Below are 14,094 nucleotides of genomic sequence, written 5' to 3' on the forward strand. Positions count from 1 at the left end.
ATTAAAGTTAATAGGGATTAATTTGTTTTTGAATACATAGTTTTTACATTTATGCCTTTAAGCATACCCAATTTACCTGATAATGAACTTATAATATCATTACTAGCATCAACTACAATACTTATAATGGCAAGATTTTTTTCCTTATAAGGAAGTCCCATTCTTCCAATTATATATTTATTATAATCATGCAAGATAGTATTTACTTTTTCAGTTACAGTTGTATCTTGAACTATTATGCCTATTAAAGCAATTCTTGTATCCATAAATATCCATCCCTTCTTAAATATTAAGTAAATAACAAAATTCATAATGTGATAATGAACTTTGAATTTTTATTAATATGCATTTTAAAATTTATATAAAACAAATTTGGCACAAAAATAAAAAACTCTATGCAAAAAAGGCATAGAGATACATACTTAATTATATATTCGCCTTCTCATTTGGGTAAAACCCTCATGTATTTCAGAACATTTTTTTAATTGTTACCTTTTCTCTCAGGAATATCCTTAAAGTAAGGGTTAAATTAATTCTATCATATATTAATGTTTTTATCAAAGAATACAGTTTAGTAACTATTAATTATTTATAAACATAAATTTAAGAATAGATTAAGGAAACATGTAAATTAGCTATGTTAATATATTAGTATAATAATTTAAAATGAGAAAATTCAGGAGGATACTATGGAAAAACGTCAATATGTTTGTTCAAAATGCGGATGCAATAGATACGAAAGTGATCAATTTCAAGCAACTGGTGGAAATTTTGCTAAAATATTTGATATTCAAAATAAGAAGTTTATTACAATTTCTTGTTCTCAATGTGGCTATACAGAATTGTACAAGGCTAATACGAAGAATGGATGGAATATATTAGATTTTCTAATGAGTTAAATTTATTTATGAAAGATGAACTCAGGTAAAAAAGAGTCTATATAATAGTATAAATTCCATTATGATAGACAAATATAAAAATATATGTAATAGTAGCTAGTCTTAAATTTATAAATTAGCTACTATTTTTTTATTATTTAAAGCCTATTTTGAATTCTTTAGGGGTTACATTATACTTTTCTTTAAAACTTCTTATAAAATAAGAAATATTACTAAAACCAACTTCTAATGATATTTCAGTTATAGATAAATCAGTATTTGAAATTAAATTTGCAGCTTTTTCTAATCTATAATTTTTTATAAATTGAATGCAGGTTTTACCAGTGTACTTTTTGAAAAATCTCATAAAGTGATATTGATTGTAATGGCATATAGAAGAAAGTGTATTAATATCTATTTCTTTATTATAATTTTCTTGTATGTATTTGAGTATAATTTTAATTTTTTCAATTTTTTCTTTATTTAAATATGTATTATTTGTTTTCTTTTTTATCAAATTAAATTTAAATAGAAGAGAAAAATATCTAAAAAGCAATGATTTGATTTCTAGTTCAAAACCATAATATTTTGAATTATAAGTATCAGTAATATTTAATATTATATTTTTTAATTCATCATTAATAAGAGAATCTTTATTAATAATTACTGGAAGTTCAAATTCATTATTTATTATAGGAGTTATAAAGTTAACGGAACAATTATCAATAATATTGCTATTTAATTGTTCCATATTGAAAACAATAGAATTCCAAGTGCTAGAATGATTTTCTTCAGTACTAAAATAATGAAGAAATCCGCTATTTATTAGGATTATATCACCTTTTTTACAAGTATAAGAATCTGCATTGATTTTTAAATTAAATTGTCCAGATAAAACTAAAATTAATTCTAGTTCATTATGCCAATGTGCTGTTATTGATTTTTCAATATTACCTAAGGAAACATTATATATGCCTAGCGGTAGTAAAAAACTACCATGTTCTCTTTTTTCTCTACAATTATCTTTTATCATTTTATCACCATTAATGTCAGTTTTGTGTTATTTATTATCAATTTATTGCAAGTATATATTACTTTTATTAAATATAATATCATTATAGAGATATTTTGCAAGAAACAAAAGCAAAATAAGTAAAGTTTATTTATAAATTAGAATATATTAAAGGAGAATTAATTATGACTGAAAAAGAAAAAATGTTAAATGGAGACTTATATTTAGCTCTTGGAGAAGATCTATTTTCTGAAAGACAACATGCTAAAGAGGTGATTTTTGAATTTAACTCATTACATCCGAGTGAAGTAGAAAAAAGAAATGAACTAATTGCAAAGCTATTTGGATATGTGGGTGAAAATTTTTATATAGAACCACCTTTTAGATGTGACTATGGATACAATATTCATTGGGGTGAAAATTCTTATGTAAATTATAATTGTACAATATTAGATTGTGCTAAAGTAACAATAGGAAAGGATGTACTTATAGGTCCTAATGTGAATATTTTTACAGCAGGACATCCATTATCACCTTCACAAAGAATTTCAGGGCTAGAGTATGCACATCCTATTGAAATAGGAGATGGAGCTTGGATTGGTGGAGGAACAACTATAAATCCAGGAGTTAAAATAGGGAGAAATGCAGTAATTGGATCAGGAAGTGTTGTTACAAAAGATATTCCAGATAATGCAGTAGCTGTAGGAAATCCTTGTAGAGTTATAAGAATTATAGATGAAGAATAATACTAAATGGAGGGAAAATAATGTTATTTAAAAATAATGAAGCGTCTTGGATTTTTGAACCCAAAACATATATTATATCAGATGAAAAGATTGTTATTAAAACTGAGCCAGGAACAGATCTTTGGCAAAGAACTTATTATGGATTTCAAAACAATAATGCACCGGCATTGTTAGTTAGCACAAATGAAAAAAAATTTTCTTTTGTAGTGAAAACTCAATTTGACAGTAATCATCGTTTTGATCAATGTGGTGTTATAATTTACCAAGATAGTGATAATTGGTTTAAAGCATCTATTGAATATCAAAATGAAGAATACCAAAGACTTGGAAGTGTAGTAACTAATTATGGTTATTCGGATTGGGCAACTACTGATATTTCTGCAAAATACAAACAAATGTATTATCGACTTAGTCGCCGTGAAAATGATTATTGTATTGAAAATTCATATGACGGAGTTAATTTTAAACAAATGAGAATTTTCCATTTATTTAAAGCAAGTGATGAAATACGTATAGGAGTATATGCTTGTAGTCCGGAAAAATCTTCATTTAATGCTGTGTTTACAGAAATACAATTTACAGAATGCAAATGGCCAGCTCATAAATAAATATTAAAGATTTTACTATAATGCTATAAAAATAAATATCCAATATTTAGATTATGCTTATTATACTATAGATATGATAATTCATTAATATTGATTTAAAACACATTCTAATATTATGACCAAGTGTAACAATAGGTATTTGCTTTAATAAAATATTAATAAGTAATTGATTAAAGGAGATATTTATGAGTTACACTACAAATAGACAACCACAAGGAATTTTAAAAAATATTGAAACTTTTTTTAGAGAAGGAATGATTGCTGAAATAGTTGCAATAAATGATTATAGTTATTTTATAAGTTTAACTGATAATAAAGAAGTAAAAGATATATTCCATCATATAATGGAGGAAGAAAAAAGGCATTATGGACTGTTTTTGCAAGCATTAAGAAGTGTAGATAAAGAGCAAGCAGCAGTAAAGGCTGAAGTAGATGAACATCTAGAAATATCATCAAAGGAAAAATATAAAGAATATAATGGTAAGGGAAGTAAAAGCAATTTACTTACTCATATAAGAGATGCTATAAAAGGTGAACTAGAAGCTATAGTATTATATGAATTTTTTATTGAAAATCTAGAAAATGAAAAGGCCATAGAACTTATAAAAGAAATAACTAAAGATGAAAAGGAACATGTGGAGGAATTAACAAAAACATTGGTTATTTTAGATAAACATAAATATAATAATATAGTATAAATATATAAAAACAAGGAAGAACTTTAAGTGTTCTTCCTTGTTTTTATATGGTTGATTTTTATTATTTCTTTTCTGCTGGGTACTTACGACCTACAAAAATTTCCACTCTTCGATTTTTAGCTTTACCTTCATCTGTAGAATTATCAAATTTAGGTTTTTGATCACCATAAGCTTGAATTGATATTTTTTCTTGTTTAATGCCTCCTGAACCAACCATAAAATTCATTACATTTATAGCACGTATTGCACTTAAATCCCAATTAGAACGGAAGTTAGTATTATTAATTGGAACATTGTCTGTATGTCCTACAATTTTAATATCATTATCTAGACCCTGAAGCATGCCAGAAATTTTTAAAAGTAATGGATGTACATTTTTTAACACATCTGCATCACCTGAATTAAAAAGTATAACATCCTGTATTGAAACTTCTAATCCACCTTCATTAAGATCAACCTTAACTTTATCAGAATATCCTTGTTGACTAATTTCTTTCTCTAACATTTGCTTTACTTCATTCATTTTTCCGTCTTCAATTGTAGAATTATTAGACTCTGATATACTAGCTTCCTCCGTAGACATAGCGGGGTTTCCGCCTTTCATTGCACTGTTAGTACCTGAAAAAATAACGCTGAATTGTTCACTAGCTTGTTGTAGCTTTTGGTTATCTACTTTACTCATAGCAAACATAACAATAAAGAGAGCTAATAAAAGTGTTAGCATATCTGCATACGGAATAAGCCATGTTTCGTCAACATGTTCTTCATGATGTTCTTTTTTCTTTTTCATCCTTATTCTCCTTTGATTTAAGTTTAATTATTCATTCTCTCAATTTCAGCTCTATCTTTTGGTGGTAACATACCAACTAGTTTTCTTTCAATACTCTTTGGATTTGCGCTTGATTGAATAGCTAAAACCCCTTCAAATATAATATACATATTACTTATTTCTTCATGAGATTTTCTTTTTAGTCTAGAGGCAAAAGGATGACAAACTACGTAACCAACGAAAATACCATAAAGCGTTGCAACGAATGCTCCCGCTATCATGTGACCCAATTTTTCAGTATCATTTAAGTTTCCAAGAGCACCAATTAAACCAACAACTGCTCCTAAAACTCCAAGTGTTGGTGCAGCACCACCTGCTGCTGTAAAAATAGCAGCACCATTACGATGTCTTTCTTCTGTGCTCTCAATCTCCATTTCCAAAGTATCTCTTATTACTTCTGAGTCTAAACCATCCACTACCATTTCTAAACCTTTTTTCATAAATTTGTTTTCCATTTTTTGTACTGTACCTTCAAGCGATAATAATCCATTTTTTCTAGTTAATTGCGATATTTCAACAAGTTGTTTTATAATTGAAACTGGATCTTCACCTTTTCTTTCTTTAAAAAGAACACCCATAATTTTAGGAATTGAAAGAAACTCTTTTTTCGGAAAAGAGTTCATTACTGCAGCAGTAGTACCAATAAGAATTATAATAGCTGCAGCAGGATTTAATAATACTGCAACATTCGCACCTTTTACAATCATCCCTACAACTACTGCAAGAAGACCTGTAATAACACCTATAATCAAAAAAATATCCATGTTTATTCCCCCCGGAATATATGTTTTAAATTATGTAAAATAAATATAGAAAAACAAATTATATGTATTTCTAAATAAGACTTATATATTATAAAAAGCAATCTATATATTGGTAATATAATACATATATGTATTAAGATTAAGAGCGGCATATGTATTAAAATTACATATAAATTAACTTATTTTTTTATTAGTTTATTACATCTTATTATAAAATTTTTATAAAGTTATAATATCACAATATTTAAAAAGCTAAAAGTATATTTTAAAAGTATTTGGACAAAATTTCACATTATTATTAAATACTATATTTTTTAATAGATATTATATAAAAAGTTTATTAGAATATATGCCAATAAAGGGAGAATGTAAAAGTGATTAAATGATGCAACAAAAAAATTTTTAGTAATAAAAAATATTGGATTATTAGAGTGTTGATATATAAGGATTAAGAAATAATATTAATCATATATTAATATTATGTTTTTTAATTAAATTTGACTTACTAAAGAGCATATAGTAAACTGTACACATATTAAATAATAAAGACAGTTCGTGTAACCATCCTGTCTATAAACAAAACTAGGGCGTAACTACCCGTATAGGTAGTTTTTTTGTTTAAGGGCGGTTTTTGCCCTTTTTTATTTGCAAAAAAATTAATTAGTAGCCTATTTTTTAGTAGAATGTTGATATATGTATAAGTAAAGTTGGACAGAATAATTATATAGTTTATGCCCTTTATCAATATGTAAGGAGGTCTTGATTATGAAAAAAATAGGGTTAACAACAACAGTTCCAGTAGAGGTTCTTATTGCAGCAGGATATACACCTGTAGATTTAAATAACATTTTTATAACCTCTACTGATTATTCAAAATACATAGATATAGCAGAAATAGATGGGTTTCCTAAAAGTTTATGCGCTTGGATAAAGGGAATTTATGGCGCATGTATAGAAAATGATATTAAAGAAATAGTTGGAGTTATGGAAGGAGACTGTTCTAATACTAAAGTTCTTATTGAGGTACTTGAATTAAAAGGAATTAAGGTTTATCCATTTTCATTTCCACATAGTCATAAAATAGAAGATATAGAAAATGAAATAAGAAAGTTTATGACTATCTTTAATGTAAGTCTTGAAGAAATTGAAATAGTTAGAAAAAGACTAAATGAAATTAGGCAATTATCAAAACAAATTGATGAATTAACATATATACATAATAAAGCTAGTGGATTTGAAAATCATTTATATCAAGTAAGTTTAAGTGATTTTAATGGAGACTTAAATGTTTTTAAAGCAGATTTAAAAAAAGTTATTGACGATATAAAGAAAAGAGAACAACTAAATAAAAAACTAAGATTAGGATATATAGGTGTTCCACCTATGACTAGTGATATATATGAATTTGTTGAAAATTTAAATGCTCATTTTGTATATAATGAAGTGCAAAGAGAATTTGCTTTTCCTAGAGTAGATAAAGCAGTAAGTATATTTGAGCAATATTATGATTACACTTATCCTTATAACACTGAATTTAGAATTATGGAATTAAAAAAGCAAATTAGAGATAGAAAATTAGATGGAATAATTCATTACACTCAAGCTTTTTGTCATAGAGCAGTTGAGGATATAGTCTTAAAAAAGCAATTAGATATTCCAATATTGAATATTGAAGGCGATAAATTAAATACATTAGATGCAAGAACAAAACTTAGATTAGAAGCTTTTCTTGATATGCTATTGGATTTAAAGGAGATTAAAGAATGAGAATATTAGGAATAGATCTTGGAAGTAGGGAAGTTAAAATTGCTTTAATGGATGACAATAAGATAATAGAAATGAAAAAGATAAGTACCATGAGCTTTTATAGAGATTATTGCAGTTTTGATGGTAGGATAATAGTAGATTTAGAAAAGCTTAATATAAGACCAATTGATAAAGCTGTTTCAACAGGCTATGGAAAAAATAATACGGATTTAAAACTTTTTACTCCTATAAATGAATTAAAAGCTCATATTTATGGAGCAATTTATCAAACTGAATTAAAAGATTTTATACTTTTAGATATAGGCGGTCAGGATGTTAAAGTGATAAAAGTAGAGAAAGGCATTATTGAAGATTTAGAACTTAATGAAAAATGTGCTGCCTCTTGTGGAAGATACTTAGAAAATATGGCTAATGTGCTTGAAATATCTATTGATGAAATGAGTAAACACTCAGAAAATCCCATTGATCTAAATTCAACTTGTGCAGTATTTTCTGAATCAGAGTTAATTGGAAAAATAGCGGAAGGTGTAAGTATAGAAAGATTATGTGCAGGAGTTAATTATTCTCTTTATAAAAGACTATGCCCTCTTTTAAGTAAATTTAAAGGAAAAAAATTAATTATAACTGGTGGTGTTGCAACCAATACTTCAATAAAAAAATATCTAAAAAATGATTATGAAGAAGTAGTAGAAGTAAAACAGCCACAATTTAATGGAGCAATTGGATGCTGCTATTATGGGAGTAAGGTGCTATGTTAAAAACATAGATTTGAAGAAATATTCAATAGGTTATTGGAGGAAATAATTATGTATATTTTAAAAGCAGAACATAGTTTTGATAGTGCCCATTTTCTTGCTAGATATAAAGGAAAATGTGGAAATATTCATGGACATAGATGGAAGGTTGAAATTGAAATACAATCAGAAACCTTAGTAAAAGGTGGGCAACTTGATGGTATGTTAATAGACTTTGGGGATTTAAAGAAAGATGTTAAAGATATGGTAGATTATTATGATCATGCATTGATTATAGAAGAAGGGACTATGAGGAAAGAAACATTAAACTGTATAAAACAAGATGGATTTAAAGTAATAGACGTTAATTTTAGGCCAACAGCTGAAAACTTTGCAGCATTTTTCTTTAAAACAATGAAAAACAAGGGATATAACGTAAAAAGAGCTACAGTTTATGAGACTCCTACCAATAGTGCTGTATATGAAGAAAGTGAGGGGTGTTAAAGTGAATTTTAAAGTAGTTGAAAAGTTTGTTAGCATTAATGGAGAAGGCCGCCTTTGTGGGCAATTAGCAGTATTTATAAGATTTGCAGGATGTAATTTAAATTGTAGCTATTGTGATACAATTTGGGCAAATGAAAAAAATGTTTCTTATAAGTTAATGTCTTCTAATGATATATATGAATATATTAAATCAACAAAAGTTAGAAACATAACTTTAACTGGAGGAGAACCTCTTCTTCAAGAAGGAATAATAGAGCTATTAGAACTATTATTAAAAGATAATGAACTTTATGTTGAAATAGAAACTAATGGAAGTGTATTGATAGATCAGTTTTTAACTATGGAAAATCCTCCAAGTTTTACTATGGATTATAAACTTCCTTCAAGTAATATGGAAGGTAAAATGGAATTAGAGAATTTTAAATATTTAACTAATAAAGATACAGTGAAATTTGTATCAGGTAGCATTGAAGATTTAAAAAAAGCGAAATACATAATAGATACTTATAACCTTGTGGATAAAACTAGTGTATATATTAGTCCTGTATTTAGGGAAATTAATATGGATGATATAGTAGAATTTATGAAAGAAAATAATATGAATAAAGTTAATTTACAAATACAACTTCATAAGGTTATATGGGAACCAAGCAAGAGGGGTGTATAATATGGAAATCGATATAAAAGCAATTGAAGAACATATAAGGGGAATTTTAATAGCTTTATGTGATAATCCTGACAGAGAAGGATTAAAGGATACTCCTAAACGTGTAGCTAAAATGTACGAAGAAATCTTTCAAGGAATGTGTTACAGTAATGATCAAATTGCAGGTATGTTTAATACTACTTTTGAAGATGATTTATTAATAAAAGAAAATAATAATGATATAGTTTTTATGAAAGACATAGAAATATTTAGTCATTGTGAACATCATTTGGCACTTATGTATAACATGAAAGTTGCAATAGCATATATACCTAATAAAAAGGTTATTGGATTAAGTAAAATAGCTAGAATAGCTGATATGGTAGGACGTAGATTGCAGCTTCAAGAAAGAATAGGAACAGATATAGCTGAAGTATTGCAAAAAGTAACTGAATCAGAAGATGTAGCAGTTATTATACAAGGAGAACATGGTTGTATGACTACTAGAGGAATACAAAAGCCAGGTGCTAGAACAATATCAACTACTCTAAGAGGAAGATTTAATACTGACCCAATTTTAAATAACAAATTAATGATGCTTTATAAATAAGGTTTTTAGCCTCATATGGATTTTTAAACCTATTCTGAGGCTTAGAAACCGTTATCCATGAGTGTGTAGCTGTTATGAAATTACAGATACTAGCTATGGGATAGACAATAAGAATATATATACATATTAAAAGGACGGTGTACTATAAATGAATAAAGAAAAAGCAATAGTAGTATTTAGTGGTGGGCAAGATAGCACAACTTGCTTATTTTGGGCAAAAAGGAGGTTTAAAGAAGTTATAGCAGTTTCTTTTGATTATAATCAAAAACATAAGTTAGAATTAGAATGTGCAAGAGATATATGTAAAAAATATGATGTAGAACACCATATTTTAGATTTAAATTTATTAAATCAACTAGCACCTAATTCACTAACTAGACAAGATATAAATGTCGATAAAGATGCACCTAAGGAAGGGGTTCCTAACTCATTTGTAGATGGCAGAAATATGTTATTTTTAACTTTTGTTGCAGTATTCGCAAAGCAAAGAGGAGTAAATACTATTATAGCAGGCGTATCTCAAAGTGATTTTAGCGGATATCCAGATTGCAGAGATGTATTTATAAAATCTTTAAATGTTACACTGAATTTAGCTATGGATTATCAGTTTGAAATCCTTACACCATTAATGTGGATTAATAAAGCAGAAACTTGGAAAATGGCTGATGATTTAGGTGTGCTTAATATCGTTAAAGAAGAAACTTTAACTTGTTACAATGGAGTAATAGGTAATGGTTGTGGAAAATGTCCAGCTTGTAAATTGAGAAAAAATGGATATTTAGAATTTAAAAAAGAATATTTAAACATTTACTAGTTTTAAACTATACTAATATAGAGAAAAATATTTGCGAGGTAGATATGTCTATATATTTTGATGTCAAAACTATTAGAGAACTTATAGGAGATAATTATAGAGAACAAAGAGAATTTACATTAGAAGAATTAGCACAATATGATGGAAGTAACGGAAAACCTGCTTATGTGGCCATAGAAGGTATAGTTTATGATTTAAGCGAAAAAGCAGTTTGGGCTAACGGAACACATTTTGGACTTACAGCAGGTAAAGATTTAACAGAACAATTCAAATCGTGTCATGGAGTACCTAAATTTTTAAGTACCCTATCTAAAGTTGGGATACTTAAAGCAAATAATAGAATGAATACTGTAACTATGAACAGAAGTGAAATGCAAAACAAATCTAACTTTACTCCTGATGATTGGGTTAAATATATTACCCCATTAGTTAATCGTGCATTGGAAGAAGCTAAGGCAGGAATTAATCCAGAACATTTATATCAGGAATTTATTTTATCAGGTGTACTTGTAGGATTAGGAAAAACTCCTCAAGAAGCTATTGAACAGGTTGAAGAATGGGAAAAGACAGGAGTATCAAAGTTATTGGCAATGAGTAAGATGAACAGATTTTATTAGAGATTAAAAAGTGACTATCTAACAANNTTGTTAGATAGTCACTTTTTTTATTTACTATGTTTTAATTGAATGTTGAACTTTGTAAAAAAATATAAGCTCTACATCATTAAAGCAATATTAAATTTTATATATTTCTACCTACCTCAAAAGCATCCCAAATGGCAGTCAGAATATTTCTAACTTCTCTTGCATCTCCTAATAGGTACACTTCTTTATCATTAAATTTTAATTCATTATATAGTGATTTTTCAGAATTATAACCAACAGATAAAATTACAGAATCAGCAGGAATTGTCACTTCTTTATCATCTTCTATTATTATAGCACCGTCATCAGCTACTTTAGATAAGATAGATTTTGTTTTAATATCAACTTTATAAAAAGCTAATAAATCTCTTAGCATTTGGCTATTTGCATGACATATTTCAGGACCAGAAGCTAATATATCATCAAGAGCTTCAACTATAGTAACCTTCTTACCCTGTTTTACAAGCCAAAGTGCTGTTTCACAACCTACTAAACCACCACCAAGAATAACAGTTGAATTTCCAGGAGTTTTATTTCCTAAAAGTACATCTTGAGCAGTATAAACTTTATTTTTATTTCCTTCTAAATTTAATATTTTAGGTGTTGAACCTGTAGCCACAATAATTACATCTGGATTTAATTTATCAGTTAAATCTTTTGTAACTGCAATATTAAAATGAATATCGATGTTATTTTCTTTTAATTCATTTTCATACCATTTTACAAGAGCTCTGTCATCTTCTTTAAAATCAGGAACTCCTCCTGGTATAATATTTCCACCTAATTTATCTGTTTTTTCATATAAAGAAACTTTATGGCCTCTGATAGCACAAACTCTTGCAACTTCGCATCCAGCAACACCACCGCCTACAACCATTACATTTTTGATTTCTTTAACTGTGTGCAATTCAAAGTCCTTTTCTCTACCTGTAGATGGATTTACAGCACAAGAAATTCCGCCACCAGTAGCTAATCTTCCCATGCATCCATCATGACAAGATAAACATGGACGAATATTTTTAATTTTTTCTTCTTTAATTTTTCTAGGAATATATGCATCTGCTAAAAGTGGTCTTCCTAAAGCAATCATATCTGTTTTGCCAGTAGCAATAGCATCACTTGCTAGATCAGGATTGTCCATTCTTCCAGCAGTAATAACAGGAACTTTAAGCACTTGTTTTAACTTTTCATTTAATGAAAGATACATTCCCTTTTTAAAATACATAGGAGGGTGATTCCAATACCATGAATCATAAGTACCAGCATCAGAATTAAATGCATCGTATCCGGCCTCTTCTAGTATTTTAGCAACTTCAAGACCTTCTTTAAGATCACGACCTTTTTCGTCAAAGTCTTCTCCAGGTAAGGCGCCATCATTTAAGCCTTTTACATAACTTTTAACACTATAACGAAGAGATACTGGGTAATCTTCTCCACAAGCATTTTTTATTGATTTAAGAATTTCTATAGGTAATCTTAATCTGTTTTGTAAGCTTCCACCATATTTATCTGTTCTTTTATTAAACAATGCAATAGTAAATTGATCAAGAAGATATCCTTCATGAACAGCATGGACTTCGATTCCATCGAATCCAGCCTCTTTTGCTATAGCAGCTGATTCACCAAATCTTTTTATATAAGTTTCAATTTCTTCTATTGTAAGTTCTCTACATTTTATATCAGGTACCCATTTATGAGGTATAGCAGATGGTGCTATTGGTTGAACGCCACCAACCATGCTAGGGATACTAACACGACCAAAACCCATAGTTAATTGTAAAAATATCTTTGAATTGTATGCATGAACTCTTTCTGTAAGTACTTTTGCTGTTTTTATAAAATTTCCAGGATTAATAGTTGGACAAGGCATAGAAGGCATAGTACATTTTTCAATTTCATTTTCAACATAAGTAATACCAGTTATTATTAAACCAGTACCACCTTTTGCTCTTTCAACATAATACTCTATTCCCTGTTCATTAAAACTACCATCTTCTGAGCATAATCCAGCAGGTCCCATAGGGGCCATTACAAATCTGTTTTTAATTTCTATATTACCAATTTTTATTGGTTCAAATAAATTTGAATATTTAGTGTCCATAAAACAACCTCCCATTTGAAAAAATTTACCAAATATATTCAGTATAGTCTAATGCAATGAAAACGTCAACATAGAATAACCAAATATTGTAATATATAGCCTTAAAGAAGAAATACATAATACCTTAATATATGTTGTAAAAGTATTCAAACCTTAATAATATAGTAAATTTTCCAACTATATTATTAAGGTTTAATTTATAGTAAAGTTTATTTTTTACTGTAATTAAATTAAATAATATATAAAAGCTGTACTAAGATTTTAGTACAGTTTTTTAGTGATGATTATGCAATCAATAATATTTTCTATGACAACTATTAATGAACTTAGTTAATAAAAGAACTATATTGTATAAATTTAATATTTTTATCACTTATTTATATTGGTATAATTTTTTATAATTTTAATGGAAAAATCTTTTTTAGAGCAATCTTCTTTATCAGCAAAAACAAAATAATAAGTAGGGGTTTTAATATCACGATATTTACACATTCCATCACAATTACCAGTGTAAATTTCTTTTACTTTAAATGCTCGTAAGATAGGTCCTTCAAAAACTAAAACTCCTACAGCTAAATTTTTATCACATAAAATATTTTTTAAGTGTACTTTAACTAATAATAATTTCCCAGTGTCCTCTAATGAGGTGTTGATTTTTTTATTTAGACAATCACAGTATTTGGGAAATACAATATGCTCTACTTCAGTTGGAATATCATAGTCATTTGTTTTCACTAGT

At 27.7% G+C, this 14,094-nt stretch carries 17 protein-coding genes; 11 read left to right on the top strand and 6 right to left on the bottom strand.

Annotation, left to right across the window (positions count from 1 at the left end; translation table 11 throughout):
* Positions 1-17 precede the first annotated feature (17 nt).
* Positions 18-266 carry a TM1266 family iron-only hydrogenase system putative regulator gene (locus NG918_RS15880; RefSeq protein ID WP_252212140.1) on the bottom strand — a complete coding sequence of 83 codons (249 nt, stop codon included), beginning with the start codon at positions 264-266 and terminating at the stop codon, positions 18-20.
* Between the two features lie 423 nt (positions 267-689).
* Between NG918_RS15880 and NG918_RS15885 the strand changes: the two genes are divergently transcribed.
* Entirely contained in the window at positions 690-899 is a 210-nt protein-coding gene (locus tag NG918_RS15885; protein ID WP_252212141.1) for a zinc ribbon domain-containing protein, read from the top strand.
* 133 nt (positions 900-1,032) lie between these two features.
* Here the strand turns inward: NG918_RS15885 and NG918_RS15890 are convergent, their stop codons facing one another.
* Complete coding sequence (locus tag NG918_RS15890) at positions 1,033-1,911, bottom strand: AraC family transcriptional regulator (protein WP_252212142.1); 879 nt, start codon at positions 1,909-1,911, stop codon at positions 1,033-1,035.
* 164 nt (positions 1,912-2,075) lie between these two features.
* On the opposite strand from NG918_RS15890, the gene NG918_RS15895 reads away from it, so the two are divergent.
* The 3 genes from NG918_RS15895 to NG918_RS15905 all read left to right on the top strand — a co-directional run bounded on the left by NG918_RS15895 (position 2,076) and on the right by NG918_RS15905 (position 3,942).
* On the top strand, positions 2,076-2,636 hold the full coding sequence (locus NG918_RS15895) for a sugar O-acetyltransferase (protein WP_252212143.1): 561 nt from the start codon (positions 2,076-2,078) through the stop codon (positions 2,634-2,636).
* A 20-nt stretch (positions 2,637-2,656) separates the two neighbouring features.
* Positions 2,657-3,244 (top strand): DUF1349 domain-containing protein, encoded by a 588-nt coding sequence (locus tag NG918_RS15900; RefSeq protein ID WP_252212144.1) that lies wholly within the window; start codon positions 2,657-2,659, stop codon positions 3,242-3,244.
* Between the two features lie 185 nt (positions 3,245-3,429).
* Entirely contained in the window at positions 3,430-3,942 is a 513-nt protein-coding gene (locus NG918_RS15905; RefSeq protein ID WP_252212145.1) for a ferritin family protein, read from the top strand.
* 61 nt (positions 3,943-4,003) lie between these two features.
* On the opposite strand, the gene NG918_RS15910 is transcribed toward NG918_RS15905, so the two are convergent.
* The gene (locus NG918_RS15910) at positions 4,004-4,732 is read right to left on the bottom strand and encodes an OmpA/MotB family protein (protein WP_252212146.1); all 729 of its coding nucleotides are present in this window, start codon (positions 4,730-4,732) and stop codon (positions 4,004-4,006) included.
* A gap of 23 nt (positions 4,733-4,755) precedes the next feature.
* Complete coding sequence (gene motA / locus NG918_RS15915) at positions 4,756-5,535, bottom strand: flagellar motor stator protein MotA (protein WP_252212147.1); 780 nt, start codon at positions 5,533-5,535, stop codon at positions 4,756-4,758.
* A 765-nt stretch (positions 5,536-6,300) separates the two neighbouring features.
* Here motA and NG918_RS15920 point away from each other — a divergent pair.
* The 7 genes from NG918_RS15920 to NG918_RS15950 all read left to right on the top strand — a co-directional run bounded on the left by NG918_RS15920 (position 6,301) and on the right by NG918_RS15950 (position 11,227).
* Positions 6,301-7,302 (top strand): 2-hydroxyacyl-CoA dehydratase family protein, encoded by a 1,002-nt coding sequence (locus tag NG918_RS15920; protein WP_252212148.1) that lies wholly within the window; start codon positions 6,301-6,303, stop codon positions 7,300-7,302.
* Positions 7,299-8,060, top strand: a complete 762-nt coding sequence (locus NG918_RS15925; protein WP_252227015.1) for an acyl-CoA dehydratase activase — start codon at positions 7,299-7,301, stop codon at positions 8,058-8,060. Before NG918_RS15920 ends, NG918_RS15925 begins: the two co-directional genes overlap by 4 nt.
* A 48-nt stretch (positions 8,061-8,108) precedes the next feature.
* Complete coding sequence (queD, locus tag NG918_RS15930) at positions 8,109-8,540, top strand: 6-carboxytetrahydropterin synthase QueD (RefSeq protein ID WP_252212150.1); 432 nt, start codon at positions 8,109-8,111, stop codon at positions 8,538-8,540.
* A gap of 1 nt (position 8,541) precedes the next feature.
* Complete coding sequence (gene queE, locus NG918_RS15935) at positions 8,542-9,207, top strand: putative 7-carboxy-7-deazaguanine synthase QueE (protein WP_252212151.1); 666 nt, start codon at positions 8,542-8,544, stop codon at positions 9,205-9,207.
* Between the two features lies 1 nt (position 9,208).
* Positions 9,209-9,796 (top strand): GTP cyclohydrolase I FolE, encoded by a 588-nt coding sequence (folE, locus tag NG918_RS15940; RefSeq protein WP_252212152.1) that lies wholly within the window; start codon positions 9,209-9,211, stop codon positions 9,794-9,796.
* Positions 9,797-9,944: 148 nt separating this feature from the next.
* Entirely contained in the window at positions 9,945-10,610 is a 666-nt protein-coding gene (queC, locus tag NG918_RS15945; RefSeq protein ID WP_252212153.1) for a 7-cyano-7-deazaguanine synthase QueC, read from the top strand.
* Positions 10,611-10,654: 44 nt separating this feature from the next.
* A complete protein-coding gene (locus tag NG918_RS15950) occupies positions 10,655-11,227 on the top strand; it encodes a cytochrome b5 domain-containing protein (protein ID WP_252212154.1) in 573 nt (190 codons plus the stop codon).
* A gap of 124 nt (positions 11,228-11,351) precedes the next feature.
* Here the strand turns inward: NG918_RS15950 and NG918_RS15955 are convergent, their stop codons facing one another.
* Positions 11,352-13,355, bottom strand: a complete 2,004-nt coding sequence (locus NG918_RS15955; protein ID WP_252212155.1) for an oxidoreductase — start codon at positions 13,353-13,355, stop codon at positions 11,352-11,354.
* 369 nt (positions 13,356-13,724) lie between these two features.
* Positions 13,725-14,090 carry a hypothetical protein gene (locus NG918_RS15960; RefSeq protein ID WP_252212156.1) on the bottom strand — a complete coding sequence of 122 codons (366 nt, stop codon included), beginning with the start codon at positions 14,088-14,090 and terminating at the stop codon, positions 13,725-13,727.
* Positions 14,091-14,094 lie beyond the last annotated feature (4 nt).

The sequence above is a fragment of the Clostridium sp. ZBS2 genome, assembly GCF_023845855.1.
GTDB classification, from domain to species: Bacteria; Bacillota; Clostridia; order Clostridiales; family Clostridiaceae; genus Clostridium; species Clostridium aquiflavi.